Annotated in this window: 22 protein-coding genes and 1 tRNA gene; 9 read left to right on the top strand and 14 right to left on the bottom strand. The window is 43.7% G+C overall.

Annotated features, from left to right (window positions below):
- Positions 1-88 precede the first annotated feature (88 nt).
- Complete coding sequence (locus tag ACTXGF_RS17330) at positions 89-784, top strand: c-type cytochrome (protein WP_443534055.1); 696 nt, start codon at positions 89-91, stop codon at positions 782-784.
- A gap of 27 nt (positions 785-811) precedes the next feature.
- Here ACTXGF_RS17330 and ACTXGF_RS17325 read toward each other — a convergent pair whose 3' ends face one another.
- From ACTXGF_RS17325 to ACTXGF_RS17265, 13 genes are all read right to left on the bottom strand, one after another.
- Positions 812-1,225 (bottom strand): PaaI family thioesterase, encoded by a 414-nt coding sequence (locus ACTXGF_RS17325; RefSeq protein ID WP_443534004.1) that lies wholly within the window; start codon positions 1,223-1,225, stop codon positions 812-814.
- Between the two features lie 142 nt (positions 1,226-1,367).
- The gene (locus tag ACTXGF_RS17320) at positions 1,368-1,910 is read right to left on the bottom strand and encodes a DUF3124 domain-containing protein (protein WP_443534005.1); all 543 of its coding nucleotides are present in this window, start codon (positions 1,908-1,910) and stop codon (positions 1,368-1,370) included.
- 44 nt (positions 1,911-1,954) lie between these two features.
- Positions 1,955-2,656: a potassium channel family protein gene (locus ACTXGF_RS17315; protein ID WP_057761091.1), complete on the bottom strand. Its 702-nt coding sequence runs from the start codon at positions 2,654-2,656 to the stop codon at positions 1,955-1,957.
- Positions 2,657-2,745: 89 nt separating this feature from the next.
- Positions 2,746-4,506, bottom strand: coding sequence for a TrkH family potassium uptake protein (locus tag ACTXGF_RS17310; protein ID WP_443534007.1), 1,761 nt, complete (start codon positions 4,504-4,506; stop codon positions 2,746-2,748).
- A gap of 212 nt (positions 4,507-4,718) precedes the next feature.
- Positions 4,719-5,657, bottom strand: coding sequence for a DMT family transporter (locus ACTXGF_RS17305; RefSeq protein ID WP_443534008.1), 939 nt, complete (start codon positions 5,655-5,657; stop codon positions 4,719-4,721).
- Positions 5,658-5,735: 78 nt separating this feature from the next.
- Positions 5,736-6,890 (bottom strand): flavin monoamine oxidase family protein, encoded by a 1,155-nt coding sequence (locus ACTXGF_RS17300; RefSeq protein WP_443534010.1) that lies wholly within the window; start codon positions 6,888-6,890, stop codon positions 5,736-5,738.
- A gap of 131 nt (positions 6,891-7,021) precedes the next feature.
- Positions 7,022-7,444: a tetratricopeptide repeat protein gene (locus ACTXGF_RS17295; protein WP_443534012.1), complete on the bottom strand. Its 423-nt coding sequence runs from the start codon at positions 7,442-7,444 to the stop codon at positions 7,022-7,024.
- Positions 7,445-7,887: 443 nt separating this feature from the next.
- Positions 7,888-8,376 (bottom strand): M48 metallopeptidase family protein, encoded by a 489-nt coding sequence (locus ACTXGF_RS17290; RefSeq protein ID WP_443534013.1) that lies wholly within the window; start codon positions 8,374-8,376, stop codon positions 7,888-7,890.
- A 110-nt stretch (positions 8,377-8,486) separates the two neighbouring features.
- Complete coding sequence (locus tag ACTXGF_RS17285; RefSeq protein ID WP_443534015.1) at positions 8,487-10,532, bottom strand: choline BCCT transporter BetT; 2,046 nt, start codon at positions 10,530-10,532, stop codon at positions 8,487-8,489.
- Positions 10,533-10,824: 292 nt separating this feature from the next.
- Positions 10,825-12,525, bottom strand: coding sequence for a choline dehydrogenase (gene betA / locus ACTXGF_RS17280; RefSeq protein WP_443534017.1), 1,701 nt, complete (start codon positions 12,523-12,525; stop codon positions 10,825-10,827).
- Positions 12,526-12,643: 118 nt separating this feature from the next.
- Positions 12,644-14,146, bottom strand: a complete 1,503-nt coding sequence (betB, locus tag ACTXGF_RS17275; protein ID WP_443534019.1) for a betaine-aldehyde dehydrogenase — start codon at positions 14,144-14,146, stop codon at positions 12,644-12,646.
- 131 nt (positions 14,147-14,277) lie between these two features.
- The gene (locus ACTXGF_RS17270; RefSeq protein WP_443534021.1) at positions 14,278-14,847 is read right to left on the bottom strand and encodes a TetR/AcrR family transcriptional regulator; all 570 of its coding nucleotides are present in this window, start codon (positions 14,845-14,847) and stop codon (positions 14,278-14,280) included.
- A gap of 1 nt (position 14,848) precedes the next feature.
- Positions 14,849-15,193: a DMT family transporter gene (locus ACTXGF_RS17265; protein WP_057761111.1), complete on the bottom strand. Its 345-nt coding sequence runs from the start codon at positions 15,191-15,193 to the stop codon at positions 14,849-14,851.
- 505 nt (positions 15,194-15,698) lie between these two features.
- Here ACTXGF_RS17265 and ACTXGF_RS17260 point away from each other — a divergent pair.
- The 3 genes from ACTXGF_RS17260 to ACTXGF_RS17250 all read left to right on the top strand — a co-directional run bounded on the left by ACTXGF_RS17260 (position 15,699) and on the right by ACTXGF_RS17250 (position 17,349).
- Positions 15,699-15,774, top strand: a tRNA-Asn gene (locus ACTXGF_RS17260).
- 190 nt (positions 15,775-15,964) lie between these two features.
- Positions 15,965-16,294, top strand: a complete 330-nt coding sequence (locus ACTXGF_RS17255; RefSeq protein ID WP_057761113.1) for a hypothetical protein — start codon at positions 15,965-15,967, stop codon at positions 16,292-16,294.
- Between the two features lie 323 nt (positions 16,295-16,617).
- Complete coding sequence (locus ACTXGF_RS17250; protein WP_443534022.1) at positions 16,618-17,349, top strand: hypothetical protein; 732 nt, start codon at positions 16,618-16,620, stop codon at positions 17,347-17,349.
- A gap of 693 nt (positions 17,350-18,042) precedes the next feature.
- Here ACTXGF_RS17250 and ACTXGF_RS17245 read toward each other — a convergent pair.
- Positions 18,043-18,570 (bottom strand): helix-turn-helix domain-containing protein, encoded by a 528-nt coding sequence (locus ACTXGF_RS17245; protein WP_443534024.1) that lies wholly within the window; start codon positions 18,568-18,570, stop codon positions 18,043-18,045.
- A 272-nt stretch (positions 18,571-18,842) separates the two neighbouring features.
- On the opposite strand from ACTXGF_RS17245, the gene ACTXGF_RS17240 reads away from it, so the two are divergent.
- From ACTXGF_RS17240 to ACTXGF_RS17220, 5 genes are all read left to right on the top strand, one after another.
- Entirely contained in the window at positions 18,843-19,160 is a 318-nt protein-coding gene (locus ACTXGF_RS17240; RefSeq protein ID WP_443534025.1) for a helix-turn-helix domain-containing protein, read from the top strand.
- Positions 19,157-21,454, top strand: coding sequence for a Mu transposase C-terminal domain-containing protein (locus ACTXGF_RS17235; protein WP_443534027.1), 2,298 nt, complete (start codon positions 19,157-19,159; stop codon positions 21,452-21,454). The genes ACTXGF_RS17240 and ACTXGF_RS17235 overlap by 4 nt, the downstream gene beginning before the upstream one ends.
- A 96-nt stretch (positions 21,455-21,550) precedes the next feature.
- On the top strand, positions 21,551-22,321 hold the full coding sequence (locus ACTXGF_RS17230; RefSeq protein ID WP_443534029.1) for an AAA family ATPase: 771 nt from the start codon (positions 21,551-21,553) through the stop codon (positions 22,319-22,321).
- Positions 22,322-22,333: 12 nt separating this feature from the next.
- Positions 22,334-23,056: a hypothetical protein gene (locus ACTXGF_RS17225; protein ID WP_443534031.1), complete on the top strand. Its 723-nt coding sequence runs from the start codon at positions 22,334-22,336 to the stop codon at positions 23,054-23,056.
- Positions 23,049-23,417, top strand: coding sequence for a host-nuclease inhibitor Gam family protein (locus ACTXGF_RS17220; RefSeq protein WP_443534032.1), 369 nt, complete (start codon positions 23,049-23,051; stop codon positions 23,415-23,417). Before ACTXGF_RS17225 ends, ACTXGF_RS17220 begins: the two co-directional genes overlap by 8 nt.
- Positions 23,418-23,613: the final 196 nt, after the last annotated feature.

Genomic DNA, 23,613 nt, shown 5'->3' with positions numbered 1-23,613 from the left:
GTTTTTCAATAAGCTTCTGTATAACACGTCTATCGTTGCAGCAAGGATAGTAATAATGAGACTAGACACATTAGGAGTAATTATGGATATGGTGACAGTAAACCCGATAAAATCGTCTAGCTCGCTCAGCTGCGGCAAAGCAATAACGATGCTCATGGTCGGCGGATCGATAGCGTTAATAACATTGTCAGGCTGTAGTCAGAATAGAACAGAGCGCGCAGCCACTATCGCCAATCCACAGACAGCACCCATGGTATTTGGCAACAGTTTCGACAACAGTTTTGACAATCAAGCCAGTCGCAATCAGGGCGCATGGGGCGGCGTATATATGTACAAAGCAGAATTGGCTGAACCTACTACCAATATTGTCGATGTGCGCTCAATACCAAAAATGAGTGAAGATGCTAGCATGCAGAAATGGCTCACTAAATTTGAAGGCAGCACACAAGGCAAAACGGGGTTCTTTACCACCAATGGTAAAAAGCTTTACGATGACTCTTGTGCTGGTTGTCATATGCAAAAAGGTGAAGGTGCACAAGGCGCTGGCTACTATCCACCGCTAGCTAATAACAGCAAGATGCAATCGAAATACTATATTATTAGTGTGTTAATTAATGGCCTGCGCGGTATGCCATCGTTTCATCGTATGATGAGTGATGAACAAATAGCAGCTGTCACACAATACGTGCATAGCGATCTAAATAGCTTCACTGATACAGTGACTACTGCTAATGTCGCACAGCTACGCCATGATTTTCCACCAGGATCAGACCCTAGTGAGTAAGTAAAATACACTGCAAACTAGCTAACTTTAACTACGCTTAGGCGGCACCGAATACGTGCCAACTACGTGAGCCACAATGTCATCAGAGCCTTCTGAATAAAGAGATACCTCTCCTACTATCAACGTGCGGCCTACTTTCATCAAGGTACATTCGGCGATAATACGAGCACTTGCTGATGGCTTACGTAAAAAGTTAATAGTTAGACTCGTCGTCACCGTTAACGGGACAATACCGATTCTTCCGAGTATCGCCACATAAATGGCAACATCAGCAACGGCCATCATGACAGGTCCCGAGACTGTGCCACCGGGACGCAGCTCATTTATACCAATCTCGTGCGATAAGGTCGCGCCTTTTTCACTGACCGCCTCGACGACGCATTTGGTTTGGGGAAACTCCAATGCCATAAAGGCGCTGATTTCTTCTTTGGTTGCAGACATAACTCTTCCTTGAATTGAACTGTCCATGTTGATTTTTTTAATACATTTATACGATCATCGCTAGTTAGCAAAGTAGAAACTATTTTCGCCTATGCTACAGTGCTCTTTTAATATTCTAAACTACGCACCGACGATACATATCTCAATGTGTCACAGGCGTGCCTTCTGTACTAAAGGCAAATCCTTTATTGCTAAAGTTACCGATCATGACTGCTTCTATCACTGGTTTGACGGTTTCATCCACACCTTCGACTTCTATGATAAAGTTAGCGCCAGAACCGCCTTTATCCTCTTCTTTTTCGACGATATAGTTAAGCGTGGCCATCGCTGGTAGCTCGATAGGCTTATCTAGATATGATTTAACCAGTGCCCCATCTGTATCGTAATAATCAATTTTATTGATATACAGTGACTTTTTGAGCGTGGTATTACGTACACTCAACGTTGCTGATAGCAGCACTTTGCGAGCGTCTCTATCGGTATAGATATCAGAATAAATCGGCACATAAAAGGTTTGCTTGTAACCAAACTGACTGTGATCCACGTCTGAGGTAATCGCCAACTCTTTAATCGGGTCTTTTTGATGCTCGGACAGAAGAACGTTTGGGTCTTGCGCTGATTGATCACAACCTGACAGTAGTGCCATTATAGTGATCAGTAGGACAGATATACTTCGCTTATTCATAATCATTTCCCTATACCTTCTGGTATCACTGCGATGGCAAGCTACTATTTGATTTTCACACCCACACTACGTAAGAACTGATTGATGTGTTTGTTGGCGCCATAAATCACCAGTACATCGCGCTCTTGCAATACTTGCTCAGGCGTCGCCAAACCTTGGATACTAGGCTTGCTCTGCGTACGACCAAAGCTGTCTTCATAATACTCATAGCGCAACGTACTAAGCAATCGGATATTGAACTTTTGCTCTAACTGTAAGTCGTCGACAGTCTTACCAATCAGCACATTTGGAATCTTAATCTCTACCATACTGAAGTTATCGCTCAATTCAAACGAATCGACAAAATAGCGTAGTGACAGACGCTTGGCCCAACGATTGGCCGCTTCTTTTTCAGGGTGAATCAAATCATCCACGCCAATAGCTTGTAGGACTTTTTCATGTAGCGGATTGATACTACGGCTGATCAAACGTTTGGCTTTTAACGTCTTAAATAGCGCTGTTGCCATAACATTGGCCCCTTGATCTTCGCCAATCGCTACAATGACAATATCGGTATCAACGATTGGTAATCCGCTAACCGTATACTCGTCCGTGGCATCCATACACAGCGTATGCGAAATCACTTCTTTATAAGCTTCAACCCGTTGCATACTACTATCAATAGCAATTACTTCATGTCCTTGACTGGTCAATGCCGAGCCCAATGATGCACCGAAATTCCCTAGTCCTACGATGATGTACTTCATAACTTAAACAACCTTTTTTAATATTTTTTGCTACTTACTAAGAACGACTCAGTGTGTTTACGACGGTTTATTTAACTGTTTGCGACGAATTAGTTAATCGTAATCTCTTCAGTAGGATAGCGATAATTGCGTTGTCGCATATTTTTAAGCAGTGCAATAAAGATTGTCAGCATACTGACGCGGCCAACGAACATAATGACCGAAACCACTATTTTACTAAAATCTGATAAGTCTGCTGTCAGGTTTAAACTTAGGCCCACCGTGCTATAAGCTGAGAAGCACTCAAATACCACTTTGATCAAATCAAGCTCTGGCTGATCATAGCTGATGAGTGTCACACCCGTACCAATGACCAGTAGCGACAGCCACATAATAGAAAACGCGCGGCGTACAGAAATCTCAGCAATCTCCCGTTTAAACACCTCTATCTTGGTCTGTCCACGAGCTAGGCTCAATGTATTCAATAACGCAATCGCAAAGGTACTGGTCTTGATACCACCACCTGTCGAGTTTGGTGACGCACCAATCCACATCAGAAATATCGTCAGCATTACCGTAGGAAAAGTCAGCTCACCCATATCAATCACATTGAATCCTGCCGTACGCGGGGTGGCCGCCGTAAAGAACCCTGTTACTAGCTTGCCAAGGAAGCTCGTGTGATCAGCGAGCACATTGTTGTATTCAAATATCATTACCCCAATCAGACCGACCAGCAGTAATGCGCCTGTAGTAATCAAAGTAATACGGCTATTAATATTAAGTAACCAAGGCTGATAAATATAGCGTTGGTCATGGCGATTTATCAGCCGCTGAGCACGATAACGTAAATATCTAAGCACATTGACCACGATGGTGAAACCCATACCACCGAAGATAAATGTCATCGCCAGAATCAGCTGTAGCGAATAATTAAAACGTAGCGAATCATCGTATAAGCCAGCACTAAAGGTCGAAAATCCAGCATTACAAAAAGCAGAAATCGCATGAAAGACTGAAAAAAACAGCTGCTCAGACCAATCCATATTGGGTATGTCATAAATACTGATATAAATCAGCGCAGCCGCTACCGCCTCGACAGCAAATGTGACGTATAAGATAGACTTGAGTGTCGACACCACATCACCCATACCGCGCATGTAAGACATCTCGCTGATGCTGGCTTGTGTCTCATAGCTGACACCGCCCTTAAAGAAATAACTAAAATAGGTCACAAAGGTCAAAATACCTAAGCCGCCAATTTGTATCAGACCCATAATAATGACTTGGCCAAAAGTCGTAAAATAGGTGGCAGTATCCACTACGATAAGCCCTGTCACACAAACCGCGCTAGTCGCAGTAAAAAGCGCATCAACAAAAGACAGTGGCTGCGTCGTCGCATTGGGCATCATCAATAGCAATGCACCAACCAACACCACAACTAAAAAGCTTAGAATAAAAAACTGGGCAGGATGTAGAAAGGTACGATTGAGATTGAAATTGTGATCGGAGAGTTCGCGGACGAAAGTGACAAACACCGCTATCTTTATCGCGACAAAGCCATCAACGGCAGCAGATAGGCCCGAACGTACTAAGTCCGTAAAATGCGCGGTCAATAAAATGATAATGGCCATGCTAGTCAGTGCGTCAAAGACGGCGACTTTATTAAGCGTTAATGGCTTTTTGGTATAGATGTAACGACCAGCGGTCACCATAAAACTAAGGAAGATAATGACCAAATAGAAAATATGGAATACTTGCTGGAGCCACGTCGGTAATGTGAAACCACTATCTAACAAGGCAATCGCTACCCCGATGACACTAATAAGAATCGTAAAATTGTTTAATAATCGATAACGCGTGGCTGCATTCATAGCCTGAGTCCATGACAACGATAACCACGATACTTATACTCCTTTTTTGTCGTATCCACAAAAAGTGATTTAAGTTAATCGTAACCAATTATTGAGTCATAGTAGCTATTGATAAGCTAGATACTGATAACCAGAGCGAGATAAGAAGTGCGCATTAGGAAGTAACGGTTTTAATAACTCTATAGTTTAATGCTATCGCCTATACACACTTATTAAACCTCTTCTTTTACTCTTGCTATTTTTACGCCGCCCCATGTCACCAATGCCACGCCAATAGCAATTAAAGTAGCGCCTAAAAATAAACCTTCTGGTGGACTCTCCCCTTGCAAAAAAATAGCGACGGGTACGCCCACGATGGCCCCTACCGCACCTAACAAACTCAGTAACACAGGACCACCTGTCTTTTGCAATAGAAATAATAGTAAAAACTGTCCAGCGAATACGCATGCTTGTATAGCTATCATGCTTAGCGGTAGCCAATTCTCTAAAGGTACAGCAATAGAGAAATCTGACATCATACTGAATAACCCTAGCAGCAGCGCTGCCGCAATCAACATGCCTGGAGCGAGTGCGCCAGAAGACGCATTATCAGGCCAGCGTAATGTCCGATATATGTTACCAATAGCAAGTAGCACTGGACCACAAAGCGCAATTAGAATCCAAAACACACTAGAATCTGGCGCAGAGAATTTATGCACGGCTAATGCTCCTGCCCCGATGAGTGCTGCGATGACTCCAAGCGCACGGACAATATAAAATTGCTCTATACGTAGTATCAGCGCGCCAAGATAAGTTAGCAGTGGCGGCAATGAGAGGATTAAGGCGACAAAACCTGCGCCCACATGAGGAATAGCAGAAAATAATAATAAGTTGGCGGCCGCGACACTGACCAGCGCCGCGACAAAGTAATACTCTAAGCTGCGCGCATTAAGAGGAGGGAGCTCTTTTCTGATGAGCGCTGTTATAAATAAAATAACAGCAGCGCCAGTAATCGACCAAAACAAAAACCCTAATGGGGTGAGACCTACATCGATAGCGTACTTTGCCACATTGGTCGAGATACCAGTGAGTGCACCGCCTGCCAGTAGACAAACAAAAGGCACCAGCCAAGTGGTTTTGTGAGAAGTCTCTTGCTTGAGCGAATCATTCATCGACTATCCTATTGGATGATGAACTTTCTTAATCATGTTTGATGGCCTTTGTAATAACTTATAGCAGCACCCTAATAGCTACTGGCGCAAAATGTCAGTAGGTAAGCTTTGTACAGCGACGGTTGCTGCATCAATTGCTCCAGCGACATAGCCAGAGAATTGCGCTGACCACTCACTACCACAACCTGTTAGACAGTCTTGCCACACGCCTGTTTTTGGCTTGGATGGCAGGGCTACTGCATGCTGACCGTTGCCGCTAGCATCAGCAGGCATCGCTGTTAATGGATCTTGTGCCCAGTCTTTGAGATATTCAGCTTTTGGGTTACTCGCCTGCTCACCAAATAGCCGCACTAACTGGACACGGCAATGTTCTTTTAACACTGTATCAGAGACACTCTGTCGTACTTGAGCGGGCACGCCACAGAAACCAAACAATGCCCCATCGTTCTCTAATGTCGAGGCATCATGTATCTCAGTAAGCGGCCCTATCGCACTGCGCGCGGCACCCGAGAGACCAGCATCTCGCCAAAACGATGACTCATAAACAGCGACGTATTTGGCATGGGGCGCCATCCAAGTAGCTGTCTCGCGCCACTGTTCACTTAAGTCTTGCGGTAGCGCTGGCTGAAATGCTATCCGACCTTCTACCAATCGAGGCGGTAACGCAAGTAGCACATGCTGCGCGCGGAACGTCATCACATGTCCGTTCACATGTCCAGAAGTATCTTCGCTCTGTACTTCAATATTTTGAGACGTCTTGTTCAACTGCCTTACCGTTTGACTGGTCATAATACAACTAGCATCTAGGCGAGCATATAGCGCATCAGTTAAAGCAGCCATACCACCGACTAGACGCATAGAAGGTGGTGCGCTTTTATAACCTTGCATACGCACAGGTGGCTGATTGGCAGCGCGCTCAACCATCATATCGCCTTCTTCGAACTGCGCAAAACGTGATAAATTTAACGATTCAATAAGTGTACTTAACTGCGTTTGATAATCTGGCCAAAACCAAGACGGTCCTAAATCAAATGCCGCGCTTGATTCTGCTTGATCAATATCAGTACTGTTATTAACAGTGTGTGCATCTGAATATTTAGCAACTGTAATGCGACCACCCAAGGTATCACGCGCCTCTAGGAGTCTATACGCTATACCCTTTTGCTCTAATAAAAAGGCGGCATATAATCCACTTAACCCACCACCAACGATTACTACAGGTATGTCTTGCATAACTGATTACCCTATTTATAATCGGTTCAATATAACTTGAATACAAGGAAGCCGAGTGAAAGCACTACAAGTAGTAGGCTAGGCAAGACTGACACCGTACCCAGTTTATAGAGGATTGACTATAATCAAAACTACTCTGCCAATAGCTTCGCAAGCATCTCATCAATCTCAACCTTGAACTCTTTGTCTTCTATTTTATTGGCTGTAACTTTGGCGTTTTGTAGGCTTTGGATAGCGGCTTCTTTTTCACCCGTCTCAAGCTGTAGCACCGCCATAGAAAAAGCGATCGATGACATATGATCTTTTGAGTTAATGGCAGTAGCCTTGGCCAATGCTTTGTCATAAATCACCAGTGCTGCGTCCAAATCTTCTGTGAAGTCAGCGAGCGTTTCCCATTGTTCTGGGTGGTCTTTGTCAGTGCCTTCATTATCGGTACAAATGGCGTTTAGTTCAGCATACAGCGAATCAAATTTTTCTTGATTGCTTCTGTGATCCGCTTCTAACAATTCTTCGGCTAAGGTGTAAATGGCTTTATATATTTTGGTATTAATCATTGTTTACAACCTTTTATTGACTATATCGTGTGTGGTTAGGATTATAACGTAATTCTAGGGCGTGTCCTCATTTTAAAAATGGTGATAAAAATGAGATAAATTGCAGTCAAACAAGGAAAGTAGCGCAGATAATATCGGGATATTAACCAGCTATTTAACGATGTTTGGCAAAATTTAGCCATTTTTAGCCCGTTTAGATATGATCAATTGAATTGAGGACACGCCCTAGCGGCTCAGATGATTGTTACAGAGAAGAACACGATATTTATGTGGCTGTTATTAAGATTACTATGAACCTTATTAAGGTTGCTATTCATACTATAGTCGATTCAATTTAAAAGTAGTACAAGGCAACCGAGTGCAGAGGTATATTTGATACTCCAAGCGAGGTTAACGCCGTAATAATTTTATAGTGGAATGACTATATTAAGACTATATTAGGGTTACAACTCTCGCCAGTGTAACCACAGTCGCGTATCCAACTCAAATTGATGATACTCAGGCTCCATATGGCAGCATAATTGATAAAACGCTTTGTTATGCTCATGCTCTTTGAAATGGGCAAGCTCATGCACCACTATCATGCGCAAAAACTCTGGCGGCGCGTCTTTAAATAGACTGGCTACCGTGATGCTATTGTGCGATTTGAGCTTACTCCCCTGTACGCGTGATTGCGTCGTATGGATACCCAGGGCATGTTTTAAAACTCTTAGTTTACTGCTATAGCTGACATTTGATAGCTGACCAATCTTACGCATGTATTGGGTTTTTATCTCATTTATATACTGATAGAGCGCTTTGTCGCTTTGGATTTGATGCTGAGTCGGGTACTTTTTTTCCAGATACTCGCCCAACCTACCATCAGTTATAAGCTGAGCAGCTTGAGTTTGAATCTGCTCTGAGTAATGTGCTATGTACTTTAATTTGGTCACAAATGTATCCTTTGCTAATACGTTGCAGCGTATCAGTCGATCAATTTAATCTTAGGGAATTTTACCTTATATTTGCGGTGCTTGTTTGCCACTTATTAAAGTGTGCCTGATTAACGCTCTAAATGCAGATACTGCAAGTGACGCTCGTACTGATTTAAGATATCAACCAATACTTGCTCTTTTGAGTAGCCAACCAAGTCATACTCTTGCGAGCCTTCACTTAAGAACACTTCCGCACGGTAGTAATACTCTGCGTGCTTGGTAGATGTGCTCAATGTAAAGTTAGGACGATGAGCTTTAATCAGATTAACTTCATAAATAAAGTCATCTTCATCGCCATGACCGACACGCAGTTTTAGACCGTCTACCTGACCACTGTCTTGATCCATGCCTGCATCGATACCTTCTCCGATACTGGCAAGGTTTTTGGTATCTAACGAGGTTTTGAGACCACCTGCCTTAAACTCTTTTTCGACCTCAGACATCGCTGGCATCACAACCGTATGCAAGAATTTTTCAACCTGTGCATGTCCTGGGAAGCTTACAATACGTTGCAAGCGCGCTTTCCAGCTCTTCCCGCTATCCAACACATTTGCTGTGCCGATTGTACTGGCTTTACGCTTGTTGCCTTCTTCTTTTAGCGACTTCCACATAGACATCATATAAAGCACAAGAATAATAGAGAATGGCAATCCTGCAATGACAGAGACAGACTGTAGTGAAGAAAAACCACCTGCAAATAGCAGTCCTAACGTAATAAGACCAGTCGCTGCTGCCCAAAACAGACGTAACCAAACAGGAGCATCGGTATCATTGGTCATACCTCTTGAGCTCAAGTTCGCCAATACTAACGCGCCTGAGTCAGCAGAAGTCACAAAGAAAATAAGACCAATAACCACACCAGCAAATGACAATACTTCACTGTAAGGGAAGTATTCAAACAGTGCAAACATGCCCATTGCCGCATCATTGACCGCGATTTCGCCAAGCTCTGTTGCGCCATTGGCAACCAAGTCTATCGCTGAATTACCAAAGATAGAGAACCATGCAAAAATAAACCCAAGCGGAATAAACATCACGCCAAATACAAACTCGCGCAACGTACGGCCACGGCTAATACGTGCAATAAATAGACCTACAAATGGTGCCCAAGCAACCCACCATGCCCAGAAAAATATCGTCCACCAAGATTTCCACTCGGCACCAGCAGCACCGTCATAAGCATAAACGTCAAAGGTTTTATAAATGATGGTTTGGAAATATTGACCGATATTTTGAGTAAAGGTATTTAATAGATACACCGTATTGCCCATTACCAATATGGCAAGCAACAACAGTATTGACGACAACATGTTGAATTCAGATAGACGACGAACGCCTTTTTCGACACCTGTCATAGCAGAGACAGCAGCAGCAGCGACGACACCTACGATGATGAGCGCCTGAACCGTTTTGCTAGATTCGATACCGAACACATGAGTCAAGCCAGCATTTGCCTGTAATACCCCAATACCCAAACTGGTCGCAATACCCATCAACGTACAGACGACGCCGAAGGTATCAATACCATCGCCTAGCCAGCCCTTGATTAAGCGTTCACCAAATATCGGTGTCAGCGGCGAGCGTAACGCCAGCGGCATGTTTTTGCGATAAGCAAAGTAAGCCAGCGCCATACCAATCAGCGCATAAATACCCCAACCATGCAGACCCCAATGCAAAAAGGTTTGCGCAAGTGCTTCGCGCATGGCCTCAGCACTCGCAGGCTCTAGGCCTGTATGCGGGGTCAAATAATGCATCAAAGGCTCAGAGGCCCCAAAGAACAACAGGTCAATACCGATACCTGCTGAGAACAGCATGGCCGCCCACGCTAAAAACGGAAATTGTGCTTTTTCGTGATCTTGACCAAGCTTTATATCACCGTACTTAGAAAAACCGACAAATAACGCAAAGATACTATAAGCGGCAACCACCAACATATAATACCAGCCAAACTTGTCTGATACCCAAGTCATGCTCGCGCTCAACAAGGCCTCACTATAATCTGGAAAAACAATGGTCCAGATTATCAATAGAATAGAAATAATAGCTGAGCCCATAAACACCGTTTTGTTTAGGGTCAGAGGTTTCGTCACATCTTGTGATGGCGAACTGTACATAAAAGACCTCAATAGGTAAATTAAACAGGGTCCGATATTGCTTTGTCCGGCATCGTCTAATAGTAGACTGATGATCTATAACCGTATAACGTGGAACCAACCGCATGACGGACAAAGCAGTACCAATAAATAAAAAGCTAATAAAATTATAAACAAATTCAACCTGAACGGTATTCATTATTCTAATACGTTAGCGCTGATAGAAAAGGCCTCTACTTGGAAAGGCCTTTTGGTTAAAATTTTCTCATATCGTTATTTATTCAGTAACCTGTATGCAGGCTTGTATCACAGCCTACACCGTCGAGAGATAATCGCGCATTGGCTCTGAGCGCAGCGGTGCACCATTGGCTACATAATAATCTGCCGTTGAACGTGGCAACTGTACGCCTCTCATCTTGTCGACGATTTTTTCTGCCAACATGATAGTTGTAGCATTGAGATTACCACTAATAATGTTTGGCATGATAGACGCATCGACGACTCGCAAGCCATCAATACCATGTACCAGACCTTCGCCGTTTACTACCGAATCGTTATCTTCACCCATCGCACAGGTACAAGATGGATGATAAGCCGTCTCACTATGATTGCGTACGTATTCATCTAATTGAGCATCGGTAACCAAATCATCGGTCGGTGCAATCGCGCGACCACGATAAGGATCAAGCGCTGGCTGATGCATGATCTCACGCGTGATACGCATTGCAGCACGGAACTCTTGCCAGTCTTGATCATGCGACATATAGTTAAACAAGATGCTTGGATGTGCTTTCGGATCACGTGATTTTAGTTTGACGCGGCCACGGCTTGGTGAGCGTAATGAACCGACGTGTGCTTGGAAGCTGTGTGATTTCACAGCACTGCGGCCATCGTAGCGTACAGCTAGTGGCAAGAAATGATACTGAATGTTTGGATGGGTAAACTTCTCATCGGTACGGATGAAGCCGCCACCTTCGAATTGGTTAGATGCACCAAGGCCTGTGCCATTGAACAACCATTCTGCACCAATCGCAGGCTTATTCCACCATTTATTGGCAGGCGCGATCGACACTGGCAGTTTGCATTCATACTGCATATATAGCTCTAGATGGTCTTGTAAATTATTACCGACACCTGGCAGATCCAATATTTCAGTCACGCCAGCTTCTTTTAACCACTGACCAGGGCCGATACCTGAACGCTGCAGTAGTTGCGGTGAGGCAATCGCACCAGATGAGACAATTACTTCACGAGCGGCATGGAAGTTTTTGGTCTGGCCTTCGTGCTCGATTTTGACACCGACAGCGCGCTTGCCGTCGAATAAAATCACGTCAGTCAATGCACCTGTCAAAATTGTGATATTGCTACGCGGTTTGGCACGGTCAAGATAGCCGCGAGCCGTTGATGCACGGCGACCATTAGGCGTCACAAATCGATCCATCGGACCAAAACCTTCTTGCTGATAGCCGTTTAGATCTTCGGTACGTGGATAGCCCGCTTGTACGCCCGCTTCAATCATAGCTTGGAACAGTGGATTGACCCCTGGCTTTGAGGTAGTCATTTCAACAGGACCGCCCACGCCATGATAGTCATTCTCGCCAGCGTCACAGTTTTCTAGCTTTTTGAAGTATGGCAGGCAATCAGAATATGTCCAGTCTGATAGGCCTTTTATCTTAGACCAGTCATCAAAATCTAGCGCATTACCACGGATATAGCACATACCGTTAATCAGTGATGAGCCACCTAACCCTTTACCGCGGCCACAGTCCATGACACGATTATTCATATATGGCTCAGGGTCTGTCTTATAACCCCAGTTATAAGTCGTCCCTTGTAGCGGCATGGCGAGCGCAGCTGGCATTTGGGTACGGAAATCAAAACGATAATCTGGACGACCTGCTTCTAACAGCAGTACTTTAATACTGGCATCTTCGGTCAGACGCGTGGCCAGCACATTTCCTGCTGAGCCTGCTCCAACAATAATATAGTCATACTCAGGTGTGGTTGATGTCATAACATACTCCATAATATTGAAAAAACATAAATCGTTTAGGGTCAGTAAGGTGTCCTAAAAAGGCTAAATTAAAGCTAATAAGCAACCTTACTGGCTTCGTTTTTCTCAATAAGATTGATTAAAAGACAGATTCAAACGCACCCAGCTCTACTTGGATAGATTTGGTCTGAGTATAATGTTCGAGCGCTTCGATACCGTTTTCGCGGCCGATACCAGAATGCTTATAGCCGCCTACTGGCATTTGTGCTGCCGACTCGCCCCACGTATTCAACCAGCAGATGCCAGCTTCGATCTGAGCGATGACTCGATGCGCGCGTTTTAGATCTGTAGTCACAACCCCAGCTGCCAAGCCATAATCGGTATCATTAGCGCGGCGAATAACCTCTTCTTCGGTCTCGTAAGTCAATATCGACATTACTGGACCAAAGATTTCTTCGCGTACGATAGTCATATCGTCCGTGCAATCAGTGAATACTGTCGGGGCGACAAATGCGCCGTTTGCAAGCTCGTTCGTTGTAACGCGCTCGCCACCTGTTAGCAGACGTGCGCCGCCTTTTTTACCTTGCTCGATATAGCCAAGCACGCGTTCCATATGCGGGAAGCTAACCAATGGACCCATATTAATGTTCTCATCCATAGGGTCGCCCAGTCTAATACGCTCAACACGAGTTAAGATGGCTTGCTCAAACTTAGCTTGTAGCGCTTTAGGGACGAATACGCGCGTACCGTTGGTACATACCTGACCAGTACTGTAGAAGTTGGCCATCATAGCGATGTCAGCAGCGGTATCAATATCTGCGTCATCAAATATGATTAAAGGTGATTTACCACCAAGCTCTAAAGTTACGTCTTTTAGAGATGAGCCTGCCGCGCTCGACATGACTTTTTTACCAGTTGGTACGCCACCTGTGAACGATACTTTTGCGATATCTGGGTGTTCAGTTAGCGCTTGACCTACTTCGTAGTTACCTTGTACGACGTTAAACACACCATCTGGCAATCCAGCTTCTGTCAATATCTCTGCCAGTTTTAATGCCGTCAATGGTGTCACTTCTGATGGCTTAAAAATCATCGCATTACCAGCAGCCAGTGCAGGTGCCGCTTTCCACATCGCGATTTGAATCGGATAGTTCCATGCGCCAATACCTGCGACCACGCCAAGTGGCTCACGGCGAGTATAGACAAAGCTAGTATCACGCAATGGAATCTGACGACCTTCAATCATCGGTGCTAGCCCTGCATAGTATTCAACGACATCAGCACCAGTGACGATATCGACATACTTAGTTTCAGAGTAAGCTTTACCTGTGTCTTTGGTCTCTAGTAGTGCCAACACATCATTGCGATCGCGCAATATTCCAACAGCCTTTGATAAAATACGGCCACGCTCAACTGCTGTCATCGCCGCCCAAACTTTTTGACCTTTATGTGCGGCCTTCACGGCCTCGTCAATCTGCTCATTGCTGGTTTGCTGAATCGTCGCCAATACTTCACCAGTGGCTGGATTAATATCTTCAAAAGTCGCTAGCGACTCATCCACCGCTAGATAGCGACCGTTGATATAAGCTGTTTGTACTTGGTCTAAATCGATAATATCTGTCAAATTATTAAAATCAATCATAAATTCTCCTTAGGACGATTAGCAAAAGTAACTATATAAAGCTACTCAGGCCGAATAATGTCGTCGTTAGTTAAGTTTCGAAATTTAGTCTTTAAGAAATCTAGTCTTTAAATAGTAAAATAAAAATTGTTTTACAAATCAAAGTCTTGTTGTGTCATTTTTATCAAGCGATCGCGTAATGACTGTTTGTCTGCGATATCGATACCTGAAAAGTCTGAGAGCCAAATACCGTCCGCGACAAGGCGAACCATACATAACGTCTCGGTATTATCCGTTGCCGCATGTTTTTTGAGTTGCTCATTCGCCCATTTAGCCCACAATTCACGCAGCTCACTATCACCTAGCATTAGCACATATAAGGTTGCTTGATTGTCATATTCTTCCTGCCCTTGCTCGCCGAGGCTGATAGTGGCATCTATATAAGCACGGGTAAATGAACCGTACTTAACAGGATCGTCAGCCATTGCTGAATTTACTTCTGCCTCAAACTTAGCCATTGCATCATTGAAGACTTCTAGCACGAGTGCATTTTTGGTAGAAAAATGATGCATTACACCACCCTTTGTCACCCCAACCGCATCAGCGACTGCCTGAAACGTCACTTTAGATAGACCTTGCTCCAGCGTGATACGTGCTGCTTGATCTAACAACGCACGACGAATGACTTCTGGCTGTTTTTTACGCTTATAAGCATTTCCCATATCAATGCACCACAGAATTAGACAATAAGTTCATCACAACAACACCGCCGACGATCATCGCGATACCGACCACTGCTGCTGTATCAAGATTTTGCTTGAATAGCACCACACCAGCGAGTGAGGTTAGTACAATTCCAAGCCCGCCCCACAGTGCGTACGCAATGCCTAGCGGTATGGTCTTGAGCGTCTGAGCCAATAGATAAAATGAAACCGCATAGAGCGCACCCATCATCAAAGTTGGCACCAAACGGGTGAACTGTTCTGACTTTACCAAAAAAGTCGTACCCACTACTTCGCATATAATGGCAATAGTCAGATAACCGTAAGCAATCGTAGTAGGACTCATCTTTAGAACACCCGCTTTTGTTCAACGCATGCTATGAAAAAACATAGCAAAGAAACCACATGGTCGGTATTTTATAGAATACTACTGCCAATGTGAAGGGCTGTCTTGCAACTTTATTGTGTCAAACGGTATCGCACCACCCTTATATTCAAAAATACCAAGCGTCAAATCCAGTTTTGCTTTGCCAAATTGATATCTGGTTCTATATTTTTATCGTTTGTCCTATGTGCCATATAAAATTTCCTAAAAATAATTTTTATTTCTAAAGCACATTTTATTTTTAAAACACATTTATCGTCATTTTCTATTGAGTTCTATCTTGAAATAGCCTATCTGATAAGGGATTGGCGTTAATTTTCAATAATTGCGATAATATTTATAATTAAACGCATAATAAGGTTGACAGCCTGTAGTGACTTGGCTAAAATGTGCCCCACATAACGCAAACAAGCTAATTAACTGCTTTTATATGAAGCGTCAATAACTTGCTGTTATGACCAGCTATTCTCCAATAGCTCAGTTGGTAGAGCAACGGACTGTTAATCCGTGTGTCCCTGGTTCGAGCCCAGGTTGGAGAGCCATATACTAAAAACCTTCATCATAATTTGATGGAGGTTTTTTTATTGCTGTGTTTTTTATATTTACTTCTAATAATATTAGCACGGCTGTGGTGTTCTTTTAGACATTTTTGTTGTATGGTAAGATTAGTTTTGATTGGGTTCGTTTTTGTTTGAGTGCTTCGCTCTTACTCACTAAAAGTAATGGTTTATTATGATACCTGTACGTATAAAAAATAAGTTTTCTGATCATCCGCAAAAGATCATGCGCCCGATTAGTATTCGTTTGTCTGAAGAAATGATTGGCCTATTAGAAACGACGTCATCAGACTTGGGCTTTAAGCGCATCCAAGGGCTTATTCGTCTTTATATTCGTCAGGGCTTGGATCGTGACCATCAGGATTATACGCTTGCCCATGATGAAGTATTCATCGAAACGCTACGTAAGCGCGGTGTTAGCCAGCATATTATTGATGAAGCGATTGTAGTGACGCATAATAACAACATCACTCATCCGCTATCTGAGTTGCAAGACAACGATTAAACAATTAATAGTATCGTTGCTCATCAATAGTATCGCTGCTAAATAATATTAAAATAAAAAAGACCAAGTTTGCTAACGCGAGCTTGGTCTTTTTTGTGGCTGTTATAAAAGTTAAAGCATTACTGATATTTCTCTAACTCTCTTCTTGCTACGTCCTGTTTCCATCTTATTCATAGTACGTATTTTTTTAAGTACTCTGCGATATTTGCGGTTTTAGTTAGCCATAACTAAACACAACAGATGTTTAAACAAGGTATATTAAGAATATAGTCGCGACTATTTATAAGGTTTCAACATAATAAAGATCTGCAAGGAGGGGTACGATGACGGGCTTACATCAGCGTTTCAACAAAACTTTGTTTTCAACCATGACGGTAGCAATGCTAGTGATTGCGACTGGCTGCTCATCGCCGCAGACTGATCCAAGTAAAACAACCATACCGACAGATTCAGACCAATGGCAAAAAAAGCTAGGACAAACTTTTGAGCAATTGTCTGAGGCCGATCAACAAGTACTCAGCCGATATATGCTACGTATGAAATTGAGCGATGCCTATGAATCAGGAGCCATGCCGCGCACCACTATCAAGCAGGCGCTAATACAACAGCGTGAATACGAGCGGCTGCATCCAAACAACCCAACGGGCAAGAAAAGCCCAATTGTCAAAGGTCAGGCAGCTAATGCTACTGCACAGATGTACCCTGTCGCCCTGCTCCCTGTGAAAACCAGTGATAGCGATAGCTTAAATCAGGTCAAAATGCAGTTTATGCTATCCAATCATGGCAAAAGCGCGATAAAAAGCTTTAAAGGGACGCTGACCATGAAGGATGCCAATCTGACAAAAGGTAAAAACTTTAATGTGCCTTTGACAACGTTTGATCCACCTATCGCAACAGAACAGTCTGGCAAGATCATTATTGAAAGCAGCATTGAGGATATCAATGTCATGCGCGCTATCAAAAATGCTAGTGGCATCACTATCGAGATTAATAAAGGTACGCTTATCTTAGTAGACGATCAGACAATCGAATTTGAAAACTCGTTAGTGAAGTAGTGAAGTAGTGAAGTAGCTGTACAACCTACTATTGAGTATTTTATAGAAGTGTGAGTTAGTACTTTATATTGCACTAGATAGTAGCGGGACTAAATGAACTGAAGTGGGATAGGAATCCTTTAGTTATACGGGATACAGTCAAAGGTGGCTAGGATTTATCTGATTGCCTGAACTGAGAGCATTTATAAGTTATTCTGCACTAAATAGGCGGTGCAAATAGGTTTCAAAGATAGTTGTAATTTATTCTGCACTAAATCGGTACACAGTCATACATTAAAGGCGATCAGTATGATGATTATCATATAGGTAAAATTGTGGCAGCAGCATAGTATGGATAGGGTTTGCTATGATTATCGTATTTTTTACTAGAATTATTACTTATCTATACTAAGTTTGCATTGGTTACTTTTACTCGTGGTCATCGTGGTGCTATTGATCTAAGTAGCCCATCGCTAGCTTAAACGGACTGGCAGGGTCATCAGTGCTATATTTGATAGTGACTGCTTTAACTGTTGTGCTAGACATGATTAAAGTGGTGTTTTGATCGAAATGGACATAGTTGCTGAGATAGGCAACTATGTCCTTTTTTTGCTTGTCAGTCTGTGATTGTGTTCTAGATGTCTGCGTATCCTTGCTGCTTCAATTTTGAGAATGGTAGTATCACTATGCACCCAACAATCTATATCGCCTATATTAACTGGCTTTTATCATCTGCAATAATGATGATAGCGTTTGCTTGACTTTGTCTTTATCCTCTTCGGTGTTCAGTAGCGAGCATAGCTTCATGATAAATTCGGCCTTGGTATGATTATCGATACGGATTCCCGTGGTAGCTACTACGTCATCAATGATGTCTAGGGCGTCTGCTATATAGTCTGGATTGAATCCTAGCCTCATTTCGATTCCTTCTTGCATGACCTCATTTGCTGATCTCGATCTCTGCCTCACCACTTCTTGCTTCAGACCCTCTGCTATGTCCTTGGGGAAACTGTCAAACTCTTTACCATCACTAGGGTGCAGTACTCTACCCTCATGTGGATAAGGTACGCCCACCCCTTTATGCAACCAGTCGACGTCTACCCCGGTAGCTTCGGCTATTTTTTTGGCAGTACCTCTGTGGATACTGGTACTGCCCTTTGTCCAAATTCCGTGAAAAGTTGAGCTGCTTATTCCGACACGAGTGGCAAACGAGAACGGTTGCTCTTTTTCTTCTTCCGTCATCAATTCGCAAAGTCTTTTCTTGAGCGGTGTTTCCATTGCCATATTATTTTCAGGTAATTGCGCAGTCATACCAATCCCTCCTATTTTTTGCTTAATTTATAAACTATTGATATTTATATAAAAAATAAAATACTTCAAATTAATTGCGCAATCTTAATTACGAAGCCTTTACAACTCGTAAATTACGAATTATTATGTTTATAAGTTGATTTTACGAAGTATGAATCAAACTTAATAAAAATAAACCAGCTTCGCTGATTAGGGTTACTACTATGTTGAGCTTTGAGAATTTTTCACTGTTTAGTCAGCTTGATTGTTTGCCTAATGGTAGCTGGCACTCTGAAGATATAAAATCTGTTATCCGTAAGCGGGGTATGACTTTGGCTGAGCTATGCGAACAGATGGGTTTGGATAATCGTGCCGTTAGTAAAGCCTTAGCTGAGCCGTTTACAAAAGGTGAGTTGGCTATCGCTCAAGATCTAAATGTGCCTGTGCAACTGCTGTTCCCTACCCGCTGGGCGGTGGACAAAAAGCGCGTTAGACCAAGGTATTCCGCTAAATATACCACGGTTGCGGAGCTATTGTCATGAAAAATCAATTCGCAATTTCGGAAATTACGAAGTTATCTTTAGAAGAACTTCCTAAATCCCGTCGTGGTATTGAAATGTATGTAGCAAGAAATGGTTGGCAGTTTATTGAAGTCCCCAGCTCAGGCCGTGGTGGTATGCGCCGTGAGTATGTTTTGCCTGATGAGATGTTTGTCGCAGTGAAATTGCAAGCATTACAAAAATTAGCCGATGAAGCTGTGATAGCTGATGCTGCAAAAAGCGTCTGTACTGAGCTTGCTACTACGAATAATAATGTCATCTCTAACGCAGCGATACTCGCAGACTGGCAGCGAGAGTGTGCCATTGCGCGGCTAGCCGTGGTGCGCAATGTGCTGAAAACCGCTGAGCTGATAGGTAAAACTAAAGCAATAGAGGCCTTTGCAAAAGCGAGTAAAGATAATCGTTTGGACAATACGCTGATCGCTACTGTTAAACGTGCCAATGCTAAGTCTGGTGGCGCTGACTCTAGTAATGAGGGTCGCGGTAATGTCAGTCGTCGCACCTTATTTGACTGGATAAAAGCATTTGAGACTAGCGAGTCTAATCCTGATGCCAGTGCAGTAGCACTACTTGCTCCTAAAGCACGCACTACTGAGATACCAGAATGGGCCGGAATACTGCTAAAGCTATGGGCTAATCCTGCCAAGCCAGAGCTTGCCGAGGTCATGCGCCGTATTGAGGCAGCTTACGGTGATAGCGCTGTGAATGTGCCCAGCTATCATCAGGCGCGGTATTTTTTAGATATGCATGTCGGTAATGTCGAACGAAGGCGCGGCCGAATGGGTAGCCGTGAAATTAAAAACATTAAGCCGTTTGTGCGCCGTGATGACAACGTCTTATTACCCACTGACGGATATACGGCGGATGGTCATACGTTCGATGCTGAGATTATGCACCCCTTAACGGGTAAGCCTTTTCGCGTTGAGATTACCACTGTGCTGGATATCTGTACGCGAATGGTAGTGGGCTATAGCGTTGATTTGGCAGAATCAGGCTTGGCAGTACTAGACGCTATAGCAAGCGCAGCGTGTGATTACGGAGTGCCAGCAATACTTTATGTCGACAATGGCCCAGGCTATAAAAACGTAATGATGACGGGTGAAGCTACTGGCCTGATGATACGGCTAGGCACTGAGATGAAACACTCTACCGCTTATAACTCACAAGCACGCGGGATGATTGAGCGGGTGCATAAGACTATTTGGATAAGACTGGCCCGTCGATTGCCTACTTATATAGGTGCAGATATGGATCGTCAAGCAAAGCAAGCTGTGTTTAAGAAGACACGCAAAGATATCAAGGAGAGTGGGGTGTCGAACACATTGATCAGCTGGGATGATTTTCTTGTGCTCGCCTCTGAGGCAGTGCATAGCTACAACAATGAGCCGCATTCTGGACTACCGCGTCGCTATAACAAAGTGATCGGTCGACGTGAGCATCTAACCCCGCAAAAAATGTGGGATGAGCAAGTAGAGGCAATGACTAAAGCGGGCATTGAACTTTTCACTGTGAAAAATGCTGAGCGCGATGATCTATATCGTCCTTATGTGCAGCGTAAGTGCCTGCGCGGCGAGATCAATCTGTTTAGCAATAAATATTTTAGCCGCGATCTTGAACAATATCACGGTGAGATAATGCTAGTCGGTTATGACATTCACGACGGCAGTAGGGTCTGGGTACGTGACCTCACCCATCGACTAATCTGTATCGCTGAGTTCGAAGCCAATAAGCGCGCCTACTTTAGCCAGTCAGCAGTGGATAACGCTCGTGAAAAACGGGCTATCGGACAAGTCAGACGAGCACAGGTACATGTGGATGCAGCATTGGAAAATCTTGTACCACATAGAGTGCTTGAGCATGTGGAGAATCAAATAATTCCAACGGCTGATATTGAGCGGGCACAAAATCTACTTAATGAGCGGTTGGCAGAAATAGAGGGTGCACAGGTCGTAGAACCACAGGTATCCATGCAGGCGACGTTTGACAAGTTAAATAGCTTACATAGTGGAGACGCTGAGCTAGTACAAAAGCCTTTTATTCCCATGCAAGAAGCCGTTATGCCGCAGCCTAAAACAAGTAATACGAATATGACACCAGACGAGAAATTTGAGCTGTGGCTGGCTCTTTATGAGCAAGACAAAGCTGGCAAGGAGCTGGCGACTAGCGATCAAGATTTTTATGAGCTGTATCCAGAGTCAAATATATTCAAGATAAAGATGAAAGCGTATCAAGTTACTCATGAGGAGAAGCATGGTACTAAGATGTTTTTTACGTAAGGTTAGCTATTTAGGTAGCCAAAAAAAGGTGACGACAATCACGTCAATGACTGCCGTCTAATCGAGTACGCATATTCAATCATAGGAGATTAAATCGTGCGTGAAGTAATAAATAATATCAATACTGGCTTACCCCCTACCGCTGTCGGGGTGGCGCAAGTCACGAACGTCGCGGTGTGCTTTGAAGCTATAGAGCGTATACAGAGCCGCCATCCAAGCTTACCAGGGATCGGGGTGTTCTATGGCCGAAGTGGTGACGGCAAATCCTCTGCTGCCAGTTATATCGCTAATAGGCTTAACGCCTATTACGTACAGGCCACGAGTATTGCCACAAAAAAGAGCTTCCTTGAGTCGGTGCTGCGCGAAATGACTATTCCAGCTACCAAAACCTCTGCTGAGATGCTTGAACAAATCGCAGAGGAACTAGAAAAATCAGGACGTCCGCTGATTATAGATGAAGCTGATCACCTTGTAAAAGGTAACAAGATTGAGATAATAAGGGATATTTATGAGTCATCGCAGGGCACGATATTAATCATCGGAGAGGAGATGCTACCCAAAAAGCTTGAACGCTGGGAGCGCTTCCACGGTCGTGTGCATAGCTGGGTTCCAGCACAGCCCGCGACGGCATATGATGCAGCATTGCTAGCAAAGGTCTATGCACCAAAGATCACTATTGATGATCAAGTACTTAAACAGCTAGTCGGTGCGGTGCGCGGTTCAACACGCCGTACTTGCACCAATATTGAAATGCTCGGGCAGCGTGCTCTTGAATGTGGTATGCGGCAGGTCAGCATGAATGATATCCAGCAGCTGCTACCTAATGGATTCATCACTGGTCAATCACCTAAACCACGTTCATTTTAAAAGGAATATCCTATGTGTTGTAATTGTCAAAACTCACTCGAAAGTGACTATAAAAAAGGCATGACTATCAACTCAAATCCCCTACTCTCTGTTTCAAATTCACGTATTATCGTGCGTAGCGACTATGAGAAGTTGTGGGACATGCTTCGCGCATCAGTGGATGGTATCATCATCCGCGATGTACCGCGCACTATCCCAACCATCAACTACGATAAAGCCAAGACGTGGCTTGGCATGTTACTGAGCGCGGGCTATGTCTCACGTGAACAAATCAGTCTCACACGCAAGCTACCAACCTATCGCTATCAGCTAATACGTGATATCGGTCAAAAACCACCGCGTATCGACAGTAAAGGCTCACCGAAGCCGCCCTCTGTCAGCGAGACAATATGGCGTACGATACGCATCCTCAAAACATTTAACGCCAATCAAATCATAGCTAGCGGTTCAACGCCTGAGCTGGTACTCAATATTGCCAGTGTACGTCAGTATCTGCGGCATCTGCATAGCGCGCGGTACTTACAAGTACGCCAAGCAGGAAAGGCAAAGCAGTTGGCCATTTATCAGCTGATACACAATACAGGACCCAAAGCGCCTGAAGTACAGCGCGGCAAAAAAGTCTATGACTGTAATCTCGGTCTCGTTGTTCATGACCCTGCTAAACCATTACCGCCTTCACATCAAAGCGATAAAACCAACTCTAAACAAGCTAAAAAGAGAGCGGGTCATGTCTAATCAATCACTGTTTGATCAATTCAAAACTGATGCTATCGCTTGCGATAACAACTTTGGTCACTATCTGGCTCAAACGCACCAACGTGCTGCGCTCACATGCCTAACGCTCTTTGAGCAAACGATTAGTGAGGTATCATGGCGAGTGCGTCCACCCAAGGTCAATCTACGCGGTGTCGACAAGCTGCTGGAGATGCTAAAAGCTGATCGTAAACTTAAGAATTTTGTCCGAGCTAAGGAAGAAATCAACAAAGACGCTATCTTAGCTGACCCTAATGCGGTGCAGGATATTAAAGGGATTGGCATCAGCTCAGGCGTTGAGGATTTTGTGATTAAACCGTTTGAAGTTGAGACTGGAGAGTAATACATGCATACGGTTTTATGGTTGTAATCAGTACGGTGCATACCAATAAGTTTTACTTAATTTAGTAATGTTTGAATAGTAATTTCATCCATAAAAAAAGACATTTTTTCGATGTCTTTTTTTATGGATGAAATTTAGTTGGCTAAAATACTTTATAGTATCAATCAGTAAAGTTATGATAGCGAATACGGCTACT

This window comes from Psychrobacter sp. 1Y6 (assembly GCF_052258385.2).
Classification (GTDB): Bacteria; Pseudomonadota; Gammaproteobacteria; order Pseudomonadales; family Moraxellaceae; genus Psychrobacter.
This window is presented reverse-complemented; position numbering and strand designations above follow the sequence as displayed.